General features: G+C 28.6%; 17 protein-coding genes. All 17 read left to right on the forward strand.

The annotated features are described in order from the left end of the window. Positions 1-46 precede the first annotated feature (46 nt). A complete protein-coding gene (locus ACNI28_RS09685; RefSeq protein ID WP_419764053.1) occupies positions 47-2,035 on the forward strand; it encodes a DUF1538 family protein in 1,989 nt (662 codons plus the stop codon). 10 nt (positions 2,036-2,045) lie between these two features. After that, positions 2,046-2,351, forward strand: coding sequence for a thioredoxin family protein (locus tag ACNI28_RS09690; protein WP_419766464.1), 306 nt, complete (start codon positions 2,046-2,048; stop codon positions 2,349-2,351). Further along, a complete protein-coding gene (locus tag ACNI28_RS09695; RefSeq protein ID WP_419764054.1) occupies positions 2,352-2,771 on the forward strand; it encodes a heme-binding domain-containing protein in 420 nt (139 codons plus the stop codon). Then, positions 2,771-5,734, forward strand: coding sequence for a MutS-related protein (locus tag ACNI28_RS09700; protein ID WP_419764055.1), 2,964 nt, complete (start codon positions 2,771-2,773; stop codon positions 5,732-5,734). The genes ACNI28_RS09695 and ACNI28_RS09700 overlap by 1 nt, the downstream gene beginning before the upstream one ends. Before the next feature lie 220 nt (positions 5,735-5,954). Beyond that, a complete protein-coding gene (locus ACNI28_RS09705; RefSeq protein WP_419764056.1) occupies positions 5,955-6,494 on the forward strand; it encodes a hypothetical protein in 540 nt (179 codons plus the stop codon). A 36-nt stretch (positions 6,495-6,530) separates the two neighbouring features. Then, positions 6,531-7,154, forward strand: a complete 624-nt coding sequence (locus ACNI28_RS09710) for a hypothetical protein (RefSeq protein WP_419764057.1) — start codon at positions 6,531-6,533, stop codon at positions 7,152-7,154. Between the two features lie 102 nt (positions 7,155-7,256). Beyond that, entirely contained in the window at positions 7,257-7,970 is a 714-nt protein-coding gene (locus tag ACNI28_RS09715; protein WP_419764058.1) for a hypothetical protein, read from the forward strand. After that, on the forward strand, positions 7,970-8,686 hold the full coding sequence (locus ACNI28_RS09720; protein WP_419764059.1) for a hypothetical protein: 717 nt from the start codon (positions 7,970-7,972) through the stop codon (positions 8,684-8,686). Before ACNI28_RS09715 ends, ACNI28_RS09720 begins: the two co-directional genes overlap by 1 nt. 1 nt (position 8,687) lies before the next feature. Then, on the forward strand, positions 8,688-9,392 hold the full coding sequence (locus ACNI28_RS09725; RefSeq protein ID WP_419764060.1) for a hypothetical protein: 705 nt from the start codon (positions 8,688-8,690) through the stop codon (positions 9,390-9,392). A gap of 1 nt (position 9,393) precedes the next feature. Next, positions 9,394-12,240 (forward strand): RCC1 domain-containing protein, encoded by a 2,847-nt coding sequence (locus tag ACNI28_RS09730; protein ID WP_419764061.1) that lies wholly within the window; start codon positions 9,394-9,396, stop codon positions 12,238-12,240. A gap of 9 nt (positions 12,241-12,249) precedes the next feature. Beyond that, on the forward strand, positions 12,250-13,920 hold the full coding sequence (locus tag ACNI28_RS09735) for a hypothetical protein (RefSeq protein ID WP_419764062.1): 1,671 nt from the start codon (positions 12,250-12,252) through the stop codon (positions 13,918-13,920). Positions 13,921-13,922: 2 nt separating this feature from the next. After that, positions 13,923-14,939 carry a hypothetical protein gene (locus tag ACNI28_RS09740; RefSeq protein ID WP_419764063.1) on the forward strand — a complete coding sequence of 339 codons (1,017 nt, stop codon included), beginning with the start codon at positions 13,923-13,925 and terminating at the stop codon, positions 14,937-14,939. Between the two features lie 13 nt (positions 14,940-14,952). Then, positions 14,953-16,629 carry a GspE/PulE family protein gene (locus tag ACNI28_RS09745; protein ID WP_419764064.1) on the forward strand — a complete coding sequence of 559 codons (1,677 nt, stop codon included), beginning with the start codon at positions 14,953-14,955 and terminating at the stop codon, positions 16,627-16,629. Next, positions 16,617-17,375, forward strand: a complete 759-nt coding sequence (locus ACNI28_RS09750; RefSeq protein WP_419764065.1) for a hypothetical protein — start codon at positions 16,617-16,619, stop codon at positions 17,373-17,375. The genes ACNI28_RS09745 and ACNI28_RS09750 overlap by 13 nt, the downstream gene beginning before the upstream one ends. Further along, positions 17,372-17,860: a hypothetical protein gene (locus ACNI28_RS09755; RefSeq protein WP_419764066.1), complete on the forward strand. Its 489-nt coding sequence runs from the start codon at positions 17,372-17,374 to the stop codon at positions 17,858-17,860. Before ACNI28_RS09750 ends, ACNI28_RS09755 begins: the two co-directional genes overlap by 4 nt. A gap of 3 nt (positions 17,861-17,863) precedes the next feature. Beyond that, a complete protein-coding gene (locus ACNI28_RS09760; protein ID WP_419764067.1) occupies positions 17,864-20,071 on the forward strand; it encodes a hypothetical protein in 2,208 nt (735 codons plus the stop codon). Beyond that, positions 20,052-21,017 carry a hypothetical protein gene (locus ACNI28_RS09765; protein ID WP_419764068.1) on the forward strand — a complete coding sequence of 322 codons (966 nt, stop codon included), beginning with the start codon at positions 20,052-20,054 and terminating at the stop codon, positions 21,015-21,017. The genes ACNI28_RS09760 and ACNI28_RS09765 overlap by 20 nt, the downstream gene beginning before the upstream one ends. The last annotated feature ends 6 nt before the right edge of the window (positions 21,018-21,023 follow it).

Here is a 21,023-nt window from a genome sequence, read left to right on the forward strand (position 1 = left end):
TTTTTCGCTAATATATATAAATTTAATAAAAAGGTGCGCTTAAGTTATGATGCAGTTTAACTTTTTTTTAAAATTATTGAAAGATTCATTTAGAGATCTTCTTCCAATAGTTTTAGTAATTCTATTTTTTCAATTAGCAATAATACAAACTGTTCCAGATGGTTGGCTTTCAACAACTATTGGTTTACTTATTGTTGGGGTTGGTTTAGCAATATTTTTGCAAGGTTTGGAAATAGGTATATTTCCTGTAGGGGAAGGACTTGCTAGAGATTTTGCAAAATCAGGTTGGACAGTCTGGATTTTAGTATTTGGATTTCTAATTGGTTTTGGTACAACAATTGCAGAGCCTGCACTTGCTGTAATTGCTGATAAAGCAGCATCTATTTCTAGTGGTAGAATTGATGCATCGATTTTAAGATATGTTGTTGCTGGTTCTGTTGGATTTGCTATTTTACTTGGTGTCTTTAGAATAATCAAAGGGCATCCTATTCACTATTATATTATAGCTGGGTATCTTATGGTTGTAAGTGTTACTTTTTTTGCACCAAAAGAGATAATTGGACTTGCATATGACCTTGGAGGGGTAACTACCTCTACTGTAACCGTCCCACTTGTTGCAGCTTTAGGTATTGGATTGGCTTCAAATATAAAGGGTCGAAATCCAGTAGTTGATGGATTTGGACTTATTGCTTTTGCTTCTCTTACTCCTATGATTTTTGTACAAATTTATGGAATAGCTGTTTATAATTTAGTTGATGCAAAAGATGTAGCTGAAGTAGTTATAAAACAAGTTGTCTCTTCTCCAAAAGATATAACTGTAACTTCAGTAATAACTGGAATAATTTCAGTTGTAAAAGATGTAACACCAATCTTACTTATTATCCTATTTTTTCAATATGGAGTATTAAAGAAGGGTATCCAAAATGTTAAGACAGTATTTTTAGGTTTTGGACTTGTAATTGTTGGTTTATATGCTTTTATTTTAGGACTTGAGTTAGGACTATTTAGCCTTGGTGAAACAATGGCTTACCAACTGACAAAAGGTGATTCAGTATTTGTGATTTATGCCTTTGCTTTTGCTATTGGATTTTCAACTACTATGGCAGAACCTGCACTTATGGCTATTGCAAAAAAAGCAAAAGAGATTAGTGATGGTAAGGTTAATGACTTTGCATTAAGACTTTTTGTTGCTTTAGGAGTTGCAATTGGTATTGCCCTTGGAGCATTTAGAATAGTTGATGGTGGACATATTCATTATTATATTATTGTAGGATATTTATTAGTTATAGTTCTTACCTTTATAGCACCAAAATATATTATTCCAATAGCTTATGATAGTGGTGGGGTTACAACTTCAACTGTAACAGTTCCTTTAGTTGCCGCACTTGGTATTGGACTAGCTACAAATATACCAGGAAGAAGTCCACTTATTGATGGGTTTGGTCTTATTGCTTTTGCATCACTGTTTCCAATGATTACAGTTATGCTTTATGGTATATTAACTGAAAAACTTGGTGTTAAATCAGATACACAAATTGAAGCTGAAAATATATTAAGAGATAATTTAGTAGATGCTGAAAATATGGATTTATCTACTGTAAATATTGATGGAAGTAGTAGAAGACACTCTTTACCAATGGATTTTTATGCTGTTGCAATAATAGTACCAATAGATAAAAAAATAGATGCTCTTCAAGCTGCTAGTAAAGCAGGAGCAAATGGTGTTACTGTTCTTAGAGCAGATGGTATGGGACTGGGGAAAATGCACAATTTCTATCGTACATCTTTTGAAGCCAATGACTCTTTACTTCTGTTTTTATTACCAAAAGCTAGAGTAAATCCAGTTATAAAATCAATTATTCATTCACTTCATATTACAACAGAAGGAAAAGGTATTGCCTTTGCTTTCCCTCTAACACATATGAAAGGTATTAGTCTAAGTAGACATGATATTTTTGAGAATAGAAAAGACCATAAAGATGAAAATCTAGATGAAGATGAAAATGAGGAAGTAAAACCTGAAGATAATAAATAATCTAGAAGAGATAAAAGAAAAAATTGCTTCAAAAGAGGCCTTACTTCTCTATTTCTCATCTAAAAATTGTGTAGTATGTTCTGTACTAAAACCAAAGATAAAAAAAGAGATAAGAGATAATTTTACAAAAATAGATTTGTACGAAATAAAAAGTGATGAGAACTTAGCCATAAGTTCTCATTTTGGAGTTTTTCAAGCTCCTACAATCTTATTTTATCTTGATGGTAAAGAGTTTTTAAGGGAAGGAAGAAATATAAGTATAAGTGCTTTTTTAAATACAATAAAAAGACCTTATGAGATGTTTTATGGAGAATAAATGAAAATTACAATTTTAGTCTTTTTTATAATTTTACTTTTAATGCAAGCAATACAAATAGATAAAACAAATCCAATAGTTGATAAGTCTTTAGAGATACAAGCTCCCCAAGAGGTTATGGGAATATTTAAAAATGCATGTTATGATTGTCACTCTAACCAGACAGTTTGGCCATGGTATAGCTCAATTGCTCCAGCTTCTTGGATGATTAAGTCACATGTTGATGATGGAAGAAAATCTTTAGATTTTACTAGTTGGGAGTCATATAGCAAAGATGAAAAAACTAAAAAATTAAAAGATATTTATAGAACAGTATATGCAGCTATGCCCCTTGCAAGTTATGTTTCTATGCATAAAAAAGCAGAATTATCAAAAGAACAAAGAGAGTTAATAAGAACATGGACAGGAGTTAGAAGATAGTGGTAAATGCTGAAGTAAATGAGCTTTTACAAAATAAAGGTGAGCTTTTAACAGTAACATATTTTAAACTTCAAAGAATCTTTGAAAAAAAGTATGGAGTAAATACCGTAGTACTTATGGAAATAGGAACATTCTTTGAAGTTTATGAAGTAAATAACGAAGAAGAACAAATTGGAAAAGCAAAAGAGATAGCTGAGCTTTTAAATATCCAACTAACACGTAAAAATAAAGCTATATTAGAAAACTCAAAAGAGAATCCAATCATGGCAGGTGTTCCTGCAATTTCTCTAGAAAAACATCTTGCAAGAATAATTGGGGAACAAAAATATACTGTAGTAATAATAAGACAAAAAGGTCTTCCTCCAAAAGTAAGTAGATACCTTGATACAGTTGTAAGTCCTGGTACAAATTTTGATTTTGTAATAGACCAAGATGAAAATAATATTACCTCATTAATAATTGATTGTAATAAAGGTATCTTTTCTGTTGGTTATAGTGCTATTGATGTAACTACTGGAAAGTGCTATTACAATGAAGTTCATGGAACAAGTGAAGATAAGAACTTTGCTTTAGATGAGTGTTTTAACTACATGAATATGCATAAAACAAATGAAGTAGTAGTCTCTTTTTGTGATAAAGATATAAATCAAAAAGAGATAATTGAGTATTTGGAATTATCACATAAAACCTTTCATATAAGCACTTTTAGACCAAAAATTGTTTATCAAAATGAATTATTTAAAAATGTATTCAATATAGAATCACTTTTGACTTCAATTGAACATCTTGATATGGAAAGAGTACCGTTAGCAACTGAATCACTCTCTGTATTGATTGATTTTGTAATAGGACATGATGCAAAGATTATTCAAAAACTTTCATTTCCTCAAAAACTAGATATTAGTAGATATATTTATTTAGGAAATAATGCCTTAGAGCAATTAAATATAATAGAAACCTCTCATAATCCAAGTTTAATTAAAATCATAAATAATACATCTACAGCTATGGGGAAAAGACTTTTAAAAGAGAGGTTAACTCATCCAGTTAAAGATGAAAAAGAGTTGCTTCGGCGTTATGCTTTATCAAAAGAGTTGTATGATTATCATGCTCCCATTGAATCTGAGTTAGCAAATATTTATGATATAGAAAGGTTAACACGTAGAATAAAACTTGCACGACTTCATCCCTTTGAGTTAAACTATTTGTATGACTCCTTATTGAGTATCAAAGAAGTGGTTACTTTTATGGAAAATTACAAGTTTTTTACTGCTCCTTGTACTTCTGCTGAGTTACAGATGTTTATTGATTCTATTGATTCTACTTTTGATTTATCTATTAGTGGAAAATATATGTTAAAAGATGTGGAAGCTAATATGATTTGTGAGGGAATCAATACTAAAATTGATGAGCTTATGAATGAAAACCAAGAATTAAAAGATAAACTTGATATTTTGAAGTTTCATATTTTAGGGTTTTTAAAATCAAATGATGAAAATTTTGTAAGTGTTCAAAGACTTGATAAAGAGGGATTTTATTTAGGGCTTACAAAAAGTAGATTTAATCTAGTACGTGAAGAACTTTTAAATTCACATCTTATTTTAGATGATGAGCTACTATTATTTAAAGATTTTAAAATAAAAGTTCAAACAAACTCAGTAAAAATAACTTGTAAACTTACAGAAGATATTTCAGATAAATATGTACATAACTTAAGAAAAATTATTGAGCTAAATAAACTTGTTTTTAAAGAAAAGCTCTTAGAGTTTGAGAAAAAATTTGCAATTTTACTAGAAGAGTTGGTTCAGTTTATTGCTGAGATTGATTTAACAGTATCAAATATAAAAACATCAAAAAAGAATAATTATACAGCTCCAAAGATAGTAAAAACAAAAGATAATGAGAGTTTTATAGAGCTAATTGATTTGCGACATCCAATAATTGAAGATGGAGAAGAGCAGGGGATTTATGTGCCAAATGATGTTATTTTGGGTGAGCTAAGTCTTGCAAGTGATGAGTATAAAAATAATGTAATTATAAAAAACTCAAATCCAATAAATATGTATAATAACAAGATGCATGGAGTTTTACTTTATGGAATAAACTCAAGTGGTAAATCTTCACTTATGAAGTCAATTGGTATAGCAGTTATCTTAGCTCAGGCTGGATTTTATGTACCTTGTAAATCTATGAGATTTTCTATTTTTGATGCAGTATTTACTAGAATCTCAGGGGCTGATAATATCGCAAAAGGCTTATCTTCTTTTGCTGTTGAGATGTTGGAGTTAAAAAATATATTTAATAGAGCTACTAAAAACTCTTTGATTCTTGGAGATGAAATAAGTCATAGTACAGAAACCATGAGTGGAGTTAGTATTGTGGCAAGTGCTATACTAAAACTTTCAAAATTAGAATCTATTTTTATGTTTGCTACCCACTTACATCAGTTGCCAGAACTTCCAGAGATAGAAAAACTTAAAAATATAATATGTTTACATCTATCAGTAATGTATGAAGATGATGAGGATAAACTTATTTTTAATAGAAAACTTCAATATGGAAGTGGAAGCAGTATGTATGGACTTGAATACGCAAAATCCCTTCATATGGATAAAGAGTTTTTAAAAATGGCAAATGATATAAGAAAAAAATTAACTGATGATTATGAACCAATTGAGAGAATTTCTCAAAGAAAAACATCAAAATACAATAAAGACCTTATTGTTTCTACTTGTGTGATTTGTGGAAGAAGTGTTGATGATGTACATCATATAAAAGAACAAGCAAGAGCAAACAAAGATGGCTTTATAGGTCACGTAAATGCAAACCATAAATACAACCTAATCCCACTGTGCAAAGAGCACCATAAGCTAGTACATGAAGGAAAAATCAATGTAAACGGTTTTGTAGCAACTTCAAAAGGTTTAGAACTACACTATACAATGTTGAATGAAACTAAATAGTTTATAAAATATCCCATAATTACACATGTCACTTCATAAAAACTCATAATAGTAATCTTAACAATGACTTATAAATATAAGAAAATAACTTTTTGATTTTGTAAAATTTATAATTTAAGTTATTATTTAGTTATATGTGACCATTATGTGACTATTTTGATGTTATAATTTTCCTATGTATTCTTATAATATACTAAATATTTAATATTAGGTTTAAAATTTGGCTTATTTTTTAGCTTCTATAATTAGTGTTGTTGCTGCTACTATTATCCTTCTTACGCGATATGAAGCTGATGATAGTGAGATTATGTCGGAACTTGAACACATGAAAGTGATGCTTTCTAGTGTAGATAGTTTTGTAAATACTTACATAAACTCTGGTGCAAGTCTTACGGATATTAATTTCAAAGTCTTAGGCGATAATGCAATTTTGCTAAATAATATGACAGTTACCGAAGATGCAGGCGGAGATACTTTTAAATCTACAGTTACTTTCCCTAATAATTCAATTAAGTGGCAGATTATTCCAAATCCTAGCGATGGTAGTTCTTATAAATTGCTTATCGATATGAGAGGAAATACTTCACTTATGAATAGAGCAATATTTTCAGAAAGCTTTGTGGGAAGGGAGTATTGTCAAAAAAACCTTTTTGGTGATTTTGCCAATACTCTTAATTCTTATGATGCAACAGCGAAAGATTTTGTGAACAGTGGAGGAACGACTAGTGATGGTTTGTTTGTCTGCACGGTATATAAATAGTTTTAAGAATACTTTAAATAAAAACAGGAGAAAAAAATGCCACAACTCATAGCAATGGTAATAGTAGTCGTAGGTGCGATGATTTATATGTTCCAAACATTTGGTGGAACAGGAGATAAGATAGAGGGTGTTGCTCAAAAAACGAGTATCGTTACAGAGATAAACAATATTAAAGGTGGGCTAAAGTTAGCTGCAAAAACTGGTCATGTCACTACAAGTAGTACTTTGAAAACTTTAGGTGCTTTATCTTACTTTGATGAACAGATAAATACACAACTTAAGGATAATAATAGTGATAATGCTAATAATTACTTTCCTATTTCATTTGGAGGTACCACAGATGCTGCAAATCCTGCAATGACTATTAGTTTAGTTGATAATATAAAAGGTGCAATACCAGGTATTTATGTTGAATTTGCTGGAAGTTTAGCTACTAATGCAGGATTCTTAGAGGCACAAATTGCAACAGACTTAAAGGACGTAGCAATTATCGATAGAGTTGCTACTGGTAAAAAAGCACTTACTTTACAAACAGGAGATGACTTGACTGCACTTGAAAAAAGAACTCCTCAATTAGGTACTGAAACAGATACTAATAAAACTGATGGAAAGTTTATTATTTATTATAAAGACTTTTCTTCTGCTGAAATTGTAAAATAATTTTAAAACTTAGGGATTACCCCTAAGTTTTATAAAAGTTGTAAAGTTTTATATAAAAACTTATTTTGAAGTTTTTATATGTAATTTTTATAAAGGTGTTTGATGTATTCTCATATATTTCTTTCTGTTGGTCTTGTTATTGCTGCTATGATATTTGCAAGTGCCTCTTATAAATCTTATGAAGAGATACAAGAAGCAAAGCAAATTGAGGAAACTTATACAATAGTATCTCAAATAAAATCACTTTTGGCAGAACAATATAATAAAAATATCAAAGAGATAACAAGAGATGAGATTATTGCACATCTTCCATCTGGGGATTATTGGGAAAAAGTTTTGTTGATAAATAGAGACCCAAATTCTACTTTGGCAAAGGATGAATTTATCAATGAAGATGGCGATATGGTTATAAGTACAGATGAGAAGATAAAACTTTTAACTCTTAGAAATAGACTTAAAAGAATCAAAGATTTGGATGCTTACACAGCAGATACAAATAAAAATATTATTTATGATGTCTGGGCAGATAATCAAACCAATGTGTACAAAGATAATATTATAAATAAAACAATAGAAAAGGTGACCAATATAGTGTATATAGACAATGGAGTAAGTGATTTGAAGACAATATTGAATAATTATACACCTTACAATGCCATTTACCAAAATATGCTTGAAAGTAAAGATGAAACTATCTCTTCTGATGAATTAAAAACAAGAAAACAAACCTATTTTAAAGAAAGATTACAAGAGAAACTCAAACTTAGTAAAAACACCAAAGATATGGCAGTTTATAATTTAGTAAAAGGTTTATGATGAGATATCTGTATTTACTACTATTTTTGATAACTTTTTCATATGCCGATTTACAAGATTTTTCTACGAGACAAGATGTCTTACAAAAAATAAAGCAAGTTATTTTTGATGAAGAAGCTATAGCAACTGCTTATGAGTTTTATATTTTAAATACTTACTCTTTGCCAGATGATTTGAATACATTAAAAACAAGTGACTATTTAGGTATTACTTTTGGAACGGTTGATAGTACGTATTTTAATAGTTTATCACTATCAACTACAGCAAGTTTAGCTCTTAAATATGCCATAAAAGATAACATTATAAGTGATACAAATCTAAAAAGTATATATGACAGTGATACTTTTAGAAAAAAAACATATGTATATAAAGATAAAGTTTATTTTAAATTAGAAGATGACTTTGCTAAAAATATTTTTGTATTGATTTCAACACAAGATTCAGGGCTAAGTATTTGTGGAGATATACCTAAAACACAATATTGTACAAAAAATGGTCATATTTATTTATATACTGACAACACTCAAAATGATACGAAGTTACTTATGTATTATTATGCAGAAAAATTCCAAACAGGACCTATAATTATAAGCAATGATACTACCTTGTACGATACAAGAAGTGAATTTAAAAATCTTCCTTTGGGTATTTTGATGTATGACACGGATGGTGTGAAATATGTAAAAACTTCGACTTCTATAGAGAAGGTTAAATAGTATGTTAAGATTTTTTATGTGTTTGTGGTTGTTTTTGTCAATATCATATTGTGAAGAAAACACTGTTATGCAACAAAATGTTCTTTATGTAACAAATATGATAAAAACAGAAGAAAAAATTGCACAAGCGTATGAGGATTATCTTCTTACAGAGTTTGAAATTCCAACCATATCAAAACTTGTTACAAATGGCTATTTGGGAGAGAATTTTACTCTTAAAAATAGGATGGGAGGAGATGTAAATTTTAATGATGAAAACTCTTTATCACTAAAATATGCAATAAGTAATACACACATTGACCAATATTTAAAGGATTTATATAATAGAGACCTTCATCGTAAGAAAACTGCAGTTTTTAGTGCAAATTCTGGTACATCTTCTTATGTTGTAATACTATTATCAAAAGAGGGACAAAATATTTATAATATTCTTCATGGAAGAAATATTATAAATAAAACGTGCAATTCAACTCTTAAAAATAGTTATTGTAATAATTCTATAAATACAATACGTTGGTATAATGAAAATAGAAACTGGATAGAGTATAGTAAAAGAAATTTTGAAACTTCAAATGTCACTGTAGAAAAAGAAACAGTACTAAGTGATAGTAAGCTTAACAATCTTCCTTTGGGTACTTACATAAGAGTTGAAAATGCAGCTAGGTATGTAAAAGTACTTGACAATAAGATATTGAAAGTTGAATAGTATGATAAAAAAGATATTAATTATTGTTTGTACTATAACTTCTTTGATGGCAAATTCAGAAAATATATCTTTGATGAATAGTGTGAAAACAGTGATTCAAAAAGAGGAATATATTGCCCTTGCAGTTAATAAGTATATAGCTCAAACAGGTCAAATACCAAAAACATCGAATAATAAACTTGATTGGGATAGATTGATTAAAAATGATATATTAGGGGATTATCTTACTATTGCATTTGATAATAAGAACCCTTTAACTGCAGCGACTTTTGATGTTGTGTTTAATAGGGATAATAGCCTTCAAATAAAAGGAGTTTTTAGTAGTGTTTCTGATTATCAATCAAACTATAAATATTTGTATGATTTTTATATAAATAAATTATTTAGAATCAATACTATTCCTCCTAAAAGTAATGATAAATCTGACCTCGTCAAAGGTTCAAATATCTTATATGGTAAATTTCAAAAAGATATAGTTAAAGTACTTACTGATGCTACTTATGAAATAAAATTACCTTCTGAACAATGTTCTAAAAATAACTATTATTATGAATTAAGAAATCAAAAAGTGGTATATAAATATTGTAAAGCAGATGGTACTTCTTTTGATATTTATCAAAAAACACCTGTATATTTGGAAGATTGGAATGATTTATCTTATATAAAAGCAACAGTGGGTGACAAAGCTTATGTGAAAAAAAATGGTCAATGGTATGAATATATATATCAAGGAGATGTAGAGGTACCTTGGATACCTGTTGAGTTTGGAAGTTCAATTTCAAATCAAGATAGTACTTTAAATATAGAAGATAGACTTTTATCTTATATCCCTGGTGCAAAAGATTTAGTTATTAGACGAGATGGTGGATGCATGTTAGCCAACGGGGATATATATTGTTGGGGAAACAATGACTTTAAGAAAGCAGGTATATCTTCTTATGGGCAATTAGACCATAATCTAAGTCCAGATTATGTCAACACGCCTGTAATGTTAAAAGTTCAATTAGAAGCAAATTCGACTCAACGTATTAAAATGTGGTATAACAATCCTTATCGAATCAAATTTGAAAAAATGTCTATGAACAGTACTAATGTATGTGCAGTATCGGCTAGTTATGATTATGAAGAAGCTGGGGTATCTAAAAAATATGGGGGGGACTTATATTGTAATGGTCAAATAGATTATAAAAATTTTGAAGATATGGTTAAAGATATTGGGAAGAGTTCAATTTTGAAAAGAAATATCTTCTTTTCAACTGGTAAAGATGATAAGTTAAATGATTCAAATGAAATATATTTGAAAGATATAGCAATGGTTGAAGATACAATAGCGGTACTTTCAGATGATGGTAAAATTTATACTTTTGGAAGAAATTACAAGGGTGCTTTAGGGATAAATAGTACAGACAAATTTATGAATCAGTCCACACCATCTTTGGTTGATAGTGCCTTGACATTTAAAAAAATATTTGCTCTTAGAGATATAAAATGTTTTGGTGCAATAGACAGTAATAATCAGTTCTGGATATGGGGTGAAAGACCAAATGGAACTATATATTATAAACCAACTCTTGTAGCTTCAGGTAAAACATTTAATCCTGATATGATTTTTATCAATAGCAGTGATTTTATTTTAAGGGGGACGGATAATATATATTATAGAACTCATAATGATGCTACTAATATAGTGAGTTTAAATGGATTTATTCCAAGCAGTGCATTAAGTGCTTCTATTTATGAGTATGCTGGTGGAACTAAGTTTTATTATTTGTATGTAGATGAAAATATGCAACTAAAAGGAAGTTCTTCTTTAACTCAATGTCGAGAAGCGGATGAATCAAGTTCTTGTAGTGAATCACAATCAAAAATATTTAGCTTAGCTTTAGAAGAGTTAAATACAAAATCCAACGCAAATAATGGTAAAAGCTATGCAAATTTTGCCAATGTAGGAATTTATAAATTAGATCATGTTATTACAGATGTTTGGGATAATTTTGATAATGGTAATATTGATGGATGGCAATATTATAAAGATGGAATTTTGGAAGATATGTATCTGACTAACAGTGTGGATGATGGGACTGCTGGCAGGATACCAGTAACAAATTTTTTAGGAAGATATACTATAGGAAATACAGCTATAGAAAAAACATATGATTTGGGTAGTTTTTATGCAAATAAAGAAGTAGAAGTTGAATTTGATTTTTTTGAGATTGATTCTTGGGATATGGAGATATTTAATGTTGAATTAAATGGTGTAATCATGGTCAAAGATAATTTTGTTCATGATTTTCAACAATATTTTTTGGATACCAAAGACAGTGGAGAATTACTTCAAAATGTTGGTAGTTTATATACAAGTAATGAAAAGTTTAACGATTATACCTATCGATATAAATTAAAGTCTAAACTAGATTCAAGTGGGAAGCTTAAAGTGAGATTTAGTACAAGAATACCACAAGAAGGTGAACTTGGTTATCTTGATGAAAATGGTGATATAAATTATTGGGGTGTTTCTTTAATACAAAGTTTGGATGATGAGTCATGGGGTGTTGATAATATTCACATTAAAGTAAAAGAGACAGATAAAAAATTTGTTTGTGCCATGACTGGTCTTAGAAGCAGTTCTCAAATGTATTGTTGGGGAAATATTGCACGAAGTGCACCTATTATTAATACTTCTTTATATGATGAAAGTAAAACATCTACAATTAATAAACTTTTTATAACTGAAGAAAAAGATGCTAAAAAGCAAATGAGTTATGATAAATATTACAACGGTGGGAAACTTTTCTTGAAATATCCCACATATATAGGAGGATTTGATTATGAATTTTATTTTAAATAAAGGATTACAATGGATATAAGTAACATAAAACACTATGGTTTAGTAATTTTATTTGGTTTTGTTTTTGGTGGATGTAGTGCTGAAAGCTATCATACTGGAATGATAAGTGATATTGAAAAAAGTGTTGATAAAAATTTTTACGAAGATATAAAAAATCCTTATACAAAATCTTTGGTTACAGAAGTTAATAAAAAGCAAACTTATATAAATATTTTAGAAGAAAAGTCTTTAAAAGATGTATTAAAAGAAATAGAAGTATTTGATAATAATATATATTATTTAAAAAGTACAGATATAACTATTCCTAAAAGTCGTATTCAAATAGCAAGTATTGATGACTTAAATGCTTATTTAGGTGCGGTTTTAGATAAAGAACTTGTTGTTCAAAAAAGTGGACCTATATCGTTAGTGGAACTTGTCAATAAAAGCGAAGCAAAAAGGAAAAAACTTGATTATGTAAAGTTTGATTTAAATGGTGAGGTAAGTATTGAAGAACTTATAAAACTTATTACCTCTACTACTGGATATGGAGTATTTATAGGTAATAATATAGAAAGTAAACAAACTTTTTTAAATAGTGTTATTAGTATCAACTCTTCTTTATTAAAAGATGCTCTAAATTCATTGGAGCATTTAAAAAATGTTTATGTAGATATAGATTATGATAAAGAGATGATACATGTTGCACGATATAAAGATGTAGTTATAGAGTTAAATATACCTTTATTAAATGTAAAAACTTCAAATGAAACAACCACTAGTGAAAGTTCAGGAGCAAATAAAATAGAAAATAGTTCAGATATTGTTTTATATGAAGAGCTTGATAAAATGATAAAAAATATCATATCAGATGACAAAAATTCTACATATCATATTGATAAATCTACTGGGCTAATATTTCTAAAATCAACTAAAGAGGTTGAACAAGCTGTTAGGACAGTTGCTAAATCTTATGAAGCAAGTTTTGCAAAAGAGGCAACTATTGAGTTTGAAAAAATAGAAATTATTTTAAATAAAAATAGAACGTTTGGTATAACTTCACTATCAAAAATAGCTACTGATTCTACTGACACAACTCTTGTTAAAGGTTCAAGTGCATCTATAGGGCTTGGAGGAGTTGTTGGATACGCTAATCAACAAGCAGATAATTTAGTTCAATCACTTGCAACAGTAAATAATGGAATAGGGAAAATGTTAAGTTATAGCCAAAATATGATGGTGTTGAAAAATAATATACCTGTTGTTCAGTCAATAAGCCAAAATACAGATTATATAGAAAAAATCGAAACTACAGTTACTGATACTACTGTAACAAGTGATGCAACTGTTGGAACTATAAAAGATGGGACTTCTATAAGTGCTTTTGCAAAAATAGGAAGAGACAAAATATTTTTAAATATTACCCCAAATGTTAAAAAACTTATCCAAATATCTGAAGCAACTGTAGGAAATTCAGTGATTCAATTGCCTGAATATAATGACCAAAGTTACAACATCTCAAGGGAATTAAGGTTAGGTGAAACAGCAATTGTAGGTTCAATGATAGTACATGATGATGCAAAAAATTATGAAGGGATACTTCCACTTGAAGGATTTGCAATAGGAGGAACGGATTCTAAATCTTATGTTAGAAGAGAGATTCTTTATATTGTGACATTACGAAGTATAAAAGGCTTTTAATTATGAGTATGTTTGATGATCCGTATGAACAGTTTTTATTAGATTATCTGGTAACCAAGCTTGAAAATGGGTCAAATACCAGAAAAGCTCTTGTTTTGTATAAAGAACAAATTACTAAAGAGACTAAATTTAAAAAAAGGTTAACACAAGCTATAAAAGATATAGAAGTAGGTAAACATAAATTGGAAGCAATTTTATATAAAAATAAATTTTTAAATGCCTTTCAGTACAGTTTAGTGGTAAATAGTACAAGTAGTATAGAGGGTCTCAAACTTGTTTTAGCTTTTGAAAAGGGAAATTCAAATTTATTTACAAAAATGATAAATCCTATTTTTGTACCATTATCAATCATAATTTCCACGTTTTATGGACTTATTTTGTATCTTGGAATACTTGATAAAGATTTGAAATATTTAAAAAAGCTTAATCCTGATGTAGAACAATTTTTGGGGATACCTGGATATTTTACTTATGATGTAGCATATGCTGGACTTGGTATTTCTATTTTTATCACCTTGTGTTTATTGATTGGATATTTGTATGCAGAAAAATATAAACCAGCTTGGCTTTATAAGGTATTTAAAACACAAGCTTTTTCAGATGGAAGATTTATGTTTCGAATTTTAAATGGTATGTTAAGTGCTGGTATATCATTTCATAAAGTTTCTTTGATACTTTCAAAAGACTATTTTAAAGTAGGTCTAAGACCTTTTTTTGCTCATTTATCGGACTTGATACAAAAGAATAAAAAGCTTTTTATCACTTTTGAACAATATAATTTCCCTACAATCATAACAGCAGAGATAAAGCTTTCAGAACTAAGTCAAACCAGTTTTCCTGCTGTCACAAAAGCTTTATATCAAACTTGTGACACGATGTATGAAAAAAATATCAATTATATTGTGATGCAGTGGAGAATGTTTTTTTGGTTAGTAGCTATGTTAATAGTTGTAGTTATTGGTTCTGATACTATTAACCTTGTTATTAGTACATTTACTTTTAAAACTTTATATCATTAAAAAATGGCTTAATATGAAAAAACTACTTAATAAAACAAAAATAATTTTTAGTAAAGGTTTTTATAAATCTGTAAAGAGTAATAAAAACTTTATGGATAATGATTTTTATAAATCATTTATAACTAAACAAGTTGATACCGTAAAAAATATTGGAAAAAGAGAAGATGAAAAAGATATTAATTTTGCTGATTTAATTGAAGATGGTATAAAAAATAAGTTGAAATTAAAGGGTGGATACGGAGATTTAATTGCTGATGAAAAAAGTTATGAATCTTTTGTAAGAAATCTTGGATATGAGTATTATGCAACTTATTCAGAGTTATCAAAAGTATATCAAGATACTTCTTCTAATCTTGATGAATCAAAACTTGAAATTTGTGCTTCAATGTATCTGATAACCTTGGAAGATAAAGTAACAAAACATAAAGTTTTAGGTATCAGAGATGTGGTTAATTTAGATTTAGATATTTTAAGTAAATTTTATTTTACAAAAATTGTAGTTTTAGGGGAGGGTATTTTATCTTCTATTTTTGGAGAAGATAGAGAGATTGTTTTTGGTTCATATAGTGACCTTGAAAATGATGAAGAGATAAATAAATATTTTGACAAAATGATGGGACAGGCAATTTTATTGGGAGCTTCAGATATACATATTCAACAAAACAATAGATCAGCTAGTCTTTGGTTTAGAATTGATGGTATTAAAGTAGAGATGGGTACGATGCCAATTGCTATTGCTAAAACATTAAAAAGAAGGCTTGTAACTATGGCTGACCAAGAAGATTCTGATTATGAAAGTATCAATGGAATGCTAAATTATAGTTATGGAAAGAAAAATATCAAATTTAGACTTGGGCTTATCAACTCTAAGATGAACTTTTCATTGGTTATGAGGATGATTGGTGGTAGAGGTGTTGTATCACATAATTTAAGAGGACTAAATTATCCTGAAGAAACTGTACAAATACTTGAAAATCTTACACGATATGCCAATGGTATGATACTTATTACAGGACAAGTTGGTTCTGGTAAAACACACTTAATGTATGCACTTTTACAAAAACTTGCCAAACAAAAACAGTATGTTGTGACTATTGAAGACCCCGTAGAGTATGTGGATGAATCTTTTTTTCAAATTGATTTATCAGAGTTTGCAAGTGCAAGTGAAGAGTTTAAATATGGATATCCAGAAGCTGTTGTGGATATTCTTAGACAAGATTCCAATATCATTTTAATTGGTGAAACAAGAGAACCTGAAACAGCATCACAACTTGTTAATGCTTCAAATTTAGGGCAACTTGTATTTTCTACAATGCATACAAACTCAGCACCTGCAACTGTTGCTAGGATGACAAGCTCATTAAATATCAACGAAGGTGATATTGTAGATAACTTAAGAGGAATAGTTTCTCAAAGATTGGTTAGAAAGTTGTGTGATGCTTGTAAGGTGGAAGATGGAGAAGATGGATATAAAAAAGTAGGTTGCGAGGAGTGTAATGGTTCTGGATTTAAAGATAGGGTACCTATTGCTGAGGTTATCAGATTTAAGCTGGGGTATGGAGGAGATTTTGATGCTCCAGCTGAATATATGACAGTAGAAAAAGCAGCTAAAGCACAGTATTATGCTGGGTTTATAACCAAAGAGGATACAACGGCTATTATTAGAGGAGAAGAAGTATGGTACGATTAGTCAATACAGATTTCAAAACAAAAGAAGAGAGCGAATCTTTTTATCTAAATGATACTTTTGATGTTTCAACAAAGTTCTTTACTTATAGCTTTTTTCAACAGTATTCTGTGTATATATCAAAATATTTGGGCAATAATAAATTATATTCTTTAAATCTTTTATCAAAAAAATATCTTGCAAGTAATGAGATATTGGTTTATGTGACAGATGAAGAGTTTATAGTATTGTTTAACCATAAAACAATATATACTTCTAAAATAAATGTGCACTATATAATAGATGACATGATTAAGTGTGTTTTGATTACAAAACATATTTTAACACTATTGAGTATTGATTGGGAAGAAACTAGGTTGTTATATTTAGTTGATTCAAACTATAAATATGCAATCGAAAATATACTAAAAGAAAATATAAAAATAAATAATCATATTATAGCAAAAAGATTAGGCGACATAAATCAATTAACTAAACCTATGAATGAACTTTTGGATGCAAAAAAACATTATTTAAGACTTACTTTTGTTGCTTCTTTTTTAGTTGTACTAATTTGGATTATGGGATTTGGGCTTGAAATGTTTTCTCAGAAAGTTTTTTTCAATACTTCTTTAGATGATTTAAGAAATGAGGTTAAATTTCAAGTTAGAACTATAAAAAGAGAAAAAAATTTACTTGATAAGCATTTGTTGGAATATAAAGATTTAAATAAATGTATATCATATCCCGATAAAAAGGTGAAAAAATGATAAGTGTCAGTAAAAACAGATTATTAAAAATCATCAAAATAGGGTTGATTATTTTGTCATTATATATGGTGGGATTTTTTTCTACAAAAGCAATAACATTTGTACGATATTATTATGAGAAAAAGGAACTTACAAAAGCAATTTCTGATAATAAAATAAAAATAGCAATGTTTAAGCAAAAAAATGAAGAATCGATTCAACAAATCAATGATTTGAAAAGTAAATATACTACACAAGAAGCATTGGCAAAAAAATTAAAAGGGATTTTTTACAGAATGTCTTTACCTGATTATAACTTGAAATACATTACCTCAACACAATTATGTATTAATAGATATGCAATAATGGTTCAGTTAAACACAAATAGTTCAAATGGCTTAAAAGCAGGAGAAGGTATTTTGTCTTATTTGGGAAAGATACATAAAAGTGCCAAAAAAGATAATATTTATTTTGTTGATTATATTTTAGATGCAGAGGATAAATAAAATATGTCTATTATAAAAGTTTTCTTTTTATTTATAGTTACAAGTTGTTTTTTATTTGGACAAAATTATATGGACAGCATAGAATTAGTAAAGATTAAAAAGCTTGTACAAAAAGAAGAACTTATTGCAAAGGCATATAAAGAGTATATTAAATTTAAAGGAGAAAAACCAGTTTCTATAGATGACATAATTGAAGCAGGATATTTGACAAATTTTGATAAAACGAATCCTTTTACTGGTGTAAATATACAGTTAGTGAGTGAAAATGATAAATTGGTAGGAAATGTTCATAAAGAGATAATATCAAAATCATTTTTATATGATTATTATTTTTCAAGTTCAAATAGAATTTATACAAAACCACCTTTAAGCAAACAAGCAGAGGTATTATATATAGTTTTATCTTTTTATGAGAAATACATCTTAAATCATACAAGTAAAATAACTACAAAGTATAACCAAAGAAGTAATAAGTTTTATCTTGATGGAGATGGAATTTTGCATTGGTATGATTCAAGTGGTAATTATAAATTATCTCTAGGAAAAGATTTAATCATAGATGAAAGTATACCATTGTTTGATGTTGATGGAAATGTATCATCAGAGTTTAAAAGTTTAGTTGAGCCTTTGGGGATTCTTTATGCAGGGCAAGTTATATTGCATATAGAACAAGGTAGTGCAAAAGAATATTTATATCTTGGGGATCTAGGTGGTATCATAAAAATTGGTGTTTCCTTTAAAAATATAGGAAAAACAATAATTCAATTCAATAAAACTTCAGGTGGAGCTTTAATCAATGGTGATATCTATACTTGGGGAAATAATGCAAACAGAATTGCAACTATAAACCTTGATTCATACACAAAAGAAAATTCAAGCTCAAGTAATACAAGTAAATATCCAGTTATAACAAGTTTAGTTCGCTCAAAAGTTAGAACCTATGATATTAAATACAATGAAAATGATATTGATTTAAACAGTGATAATTATTATGCATCTCCAATAAGACCTAAATTTATTGATTTATTTAGTAGTGTGCATCATAGTACTTGTGGTGTAAGTACAAAAGGGGAACTGTATTGTGGTGGAAGTACAGGACATGATGACAGTGCATTGTTTAAAAATGTAACTACAATAGTAAATAAAGAAGTACTTTATCGAAGTAAGTTTTTTGATGGAAGCAGTGGTAAAAAGGCAGTTAAGGTTTTAGCAATGAATGGATTATGGCTCATTTTAGCTAATGCCAATAATGATGTAGATGGTGGTTATAGAGATGGTCAAATATATCGTTGGGGAAAAGATTATGCGGGCTTTTCAGGAGTTATCGTAAATGGAAAGGCAAATTATAATAATATGGGAAACCCTACTGAATTAAAAGTAGTCGATAATAGCTCAAAAGTTTTATTTAAAGATTTAACATATCTTAAAAATGAGGGTGAAAATAGTTATAGAAAAGTAGGAGCTTTGTCAAATGAAGGGGATATTTGGATTTGGGGACTTGATGACTATTATCAAGAAAAATGTAAACACAAAATCCAAAATCAACAGATTAACTTGTGTACTCCTCATAAAGTTATATCAGATGTTTCTTTTGTTTCAATACAAAGTGGTGTTAAAGGTTTTGTTGCAAAAGGTAAAGATGGCAATTATTATAGAATTCAACAAAAATGGAACGAATTGCCTATTGTTACATTGTTAAATGATTTAATTAAGACGTACTCTGATTATATAGAAGCAGATGATAGTGAAATAGTCGCTATTGATTTATCAAATAAACTGGCTGGTTCTAGTGATGGTATTGTATGGGTAAATGGGAAACATGAGTTAAAAGGTGATTATGTTACAAGTGCAAATAGCAGTGATGCAACTTTTACTACAACCGTGTCAAAAATAAAATGGAAAACTATAAAAGTTTTAGATGAAAAAAATGCTACGTGTGGAATAGATATCAATAATCAAATGTATTGTTGGGGAATAATGTCTTCACAAAAAGAAGGAAGTTTAGATGAAAATAAAGTTGCAAATACTTTTATGATACCAGTTTTTAATACTAATTTATTTGATTTAGATAAAGATTATTTGGTTGTTGAAGGTGGCGATAGTGGATATTTGACAAATATGACTTCCGAAGAATGGAATGACAATGGTACATTTTATTTGAAATATCCAACATATATAGGAGGATTTAATTATGAATTTACATTTAAATAAAAGGAAAAATACAATGAAAGAGAGTAGAACTCTGCTTGTGGGAAAAAAAATGGTTTTGGTTATGATAAGTCTATTAATTGGAATTAATATGTATGCAGACAAGAAATTAGATGAGTTAGAATCAAAGTCTCAAGATTTTTTCAAAGCAGTTACAGGCTTAGAACATGACTATGTTAAAGAGCAAATGGATAATATAAATAAAGGTAATTCCTTAAATATAAATAATAGTCGAACTGGACAAAATGCTACTACAAATGCTGTATTATCAAAAGAAGAGTATTCAAAAAATACTTTTAACAATGAAAATGAAATGGCAAGAATTAAAACAGATTTTATAAGAACCACTACTTTACAAAACCTAAAAATTAGAAGTATGTATTCTTTTAATGGTAAAGATTATGTAGTTTTATATCTTGATGATTCAAAAAGTGTAAGTGGAAAAAAAGGAGATGAAATGACCCTCACTATTGATGGAAGATATACAAAAGGAGATTCCATTTTAAGCCACAAAATTATAGCAATCAATACTAGAACAAAAATGGTTGAGCTTTTAAAAGATGTAAATGATGATTATTGGTATGCTATATACATCAATAATAATGGTGTATTTATGAGTGATTTAAGGAAAAAAGTGAAAAAAATTGATAATACAAAAAAAACTGCAAATATCAAAAATGTTCAAATACCAATTCTTAATGAATCATGTCGTTATACAGTTAATGTACTTGGAGGCTTGAATATTAGAGATAACAATAATATAAATGCAACTATTTTAAGTGTTCTTAAAAATAAAGATGAGTTTACTATGAAGCAAAAAATAGATGATTGGATAGAGATAGATACAATTTACAAGCATGATTCAGATACATCAATTCAAGTTAGTGATAATCACTATTGGGTAAATAATCACAAAAATTATTTAACCTCAAATTGCCTCAATAATTAAAAGGTG

Origin of the sequence: Arcobacter denitrificans (SeqCode) (assembly GCF_048571185.1) — a bacterium.
GTDB classification, from domain to species: domain Bacteria; phylum Campylobacterota; class Campylobacteria; order Campylobacterales; family Arcobacteraceae; genus Arcobacter; species Arcobacter denitrificans.

Coding starts and splice junctions, on each gene's coding strand:
- ACNI28_RS09720 (WP_419764059.1), top strand. CDS start 7,970: ATGAGATATCTGTATTTACTACTATTTTTGATAACTTTTTCATATGCC.
- ACNI28_RS09755 (WP_419764066.1), top strand. CDS start 17,372: ATGATAAGTGTCAGTAAAAACAGATTATTAAAAATCATCAAAATAGGG.
- ACNI28_RS09695 (WP_419764054.1), top strand. CDS start 2,352: ATGAAAATTACAATTTTAGTCTTTTTTATAATTTTACTTTTAATGCAA.
- ACNI28_RS09685 (WP_419764053.1), top strand. CDS start 47: ATGATGCAGTTTAACTTTTTTTTAAAATTATTGAAAGATTCATTTAGA.
- ACNI28_RS09760 (WP_419764067.1), top strand. CDS start 17,864: ATGTCTATTATAAAAGTTTTCTTTTTATTTATAGTTACAAGTTGTTTT.
- ACNI28_RS09745 (WP_419764064.1), top strand. CDS start 14,953: ATGAAAAAACTACTTAATAAAACAAAAATAATTTTTAGTAAAGGTTTT.
- ACNI28_RS09710 (WP_419764057.1), top strand. CDS start 6,531: ATGCCACAACTCATAGCAATGGTAATAGTAGTCGTAGGTGCGATGATT.
- ACNI28_RS09725 (WP_419764060.1), top strand. CDS start 8,688: ATGTTAAGATTTTTTATGTGTTTGTGGTTGTTTTTGTCAATATCATAT.
- ACNI28_RS09735 (WP_419764062.1), top strand. CDS start 12,250: ATGGATATAAGTAACATAAAACACTATGGTTTAGTAATTTTATTTGGT.
- ACNI28_RS09765 (WP_419764068.1), top strand. CDS start 20,052: ATGAATTTACATTTAAATAAAAGGAAAAATACAATGAAAGAGAGTAGA.
- ACNI28_RS09715 (WP_419764058.1), top strand. CDS start 7,257: ATGTATTCTCATATATTTCTTTCTGTTGGTCTTGTTATTGCTGCTATG.
- ACNI28_RS09740 (WP_419764063.1), top strand. CDS start 13,923: ATGAGTATGTTTGATGATCCGTATGAACAGTTTTTATTAGATTATCTG.
- ACNI28_RS09730 (WP_419764061.1), top strand. CDS start 9,394: ATGATAAAAAAGATATTAATTATTGTTTGTACTATAACTTCTTTGATG.
- ACNI28_RS09750 (WP_419764065.1), top strand. CDS start 16,617: ATGGTACGATTAGTCAATACAGATTTCAAAACAAAAGAAGAGAGCGAA.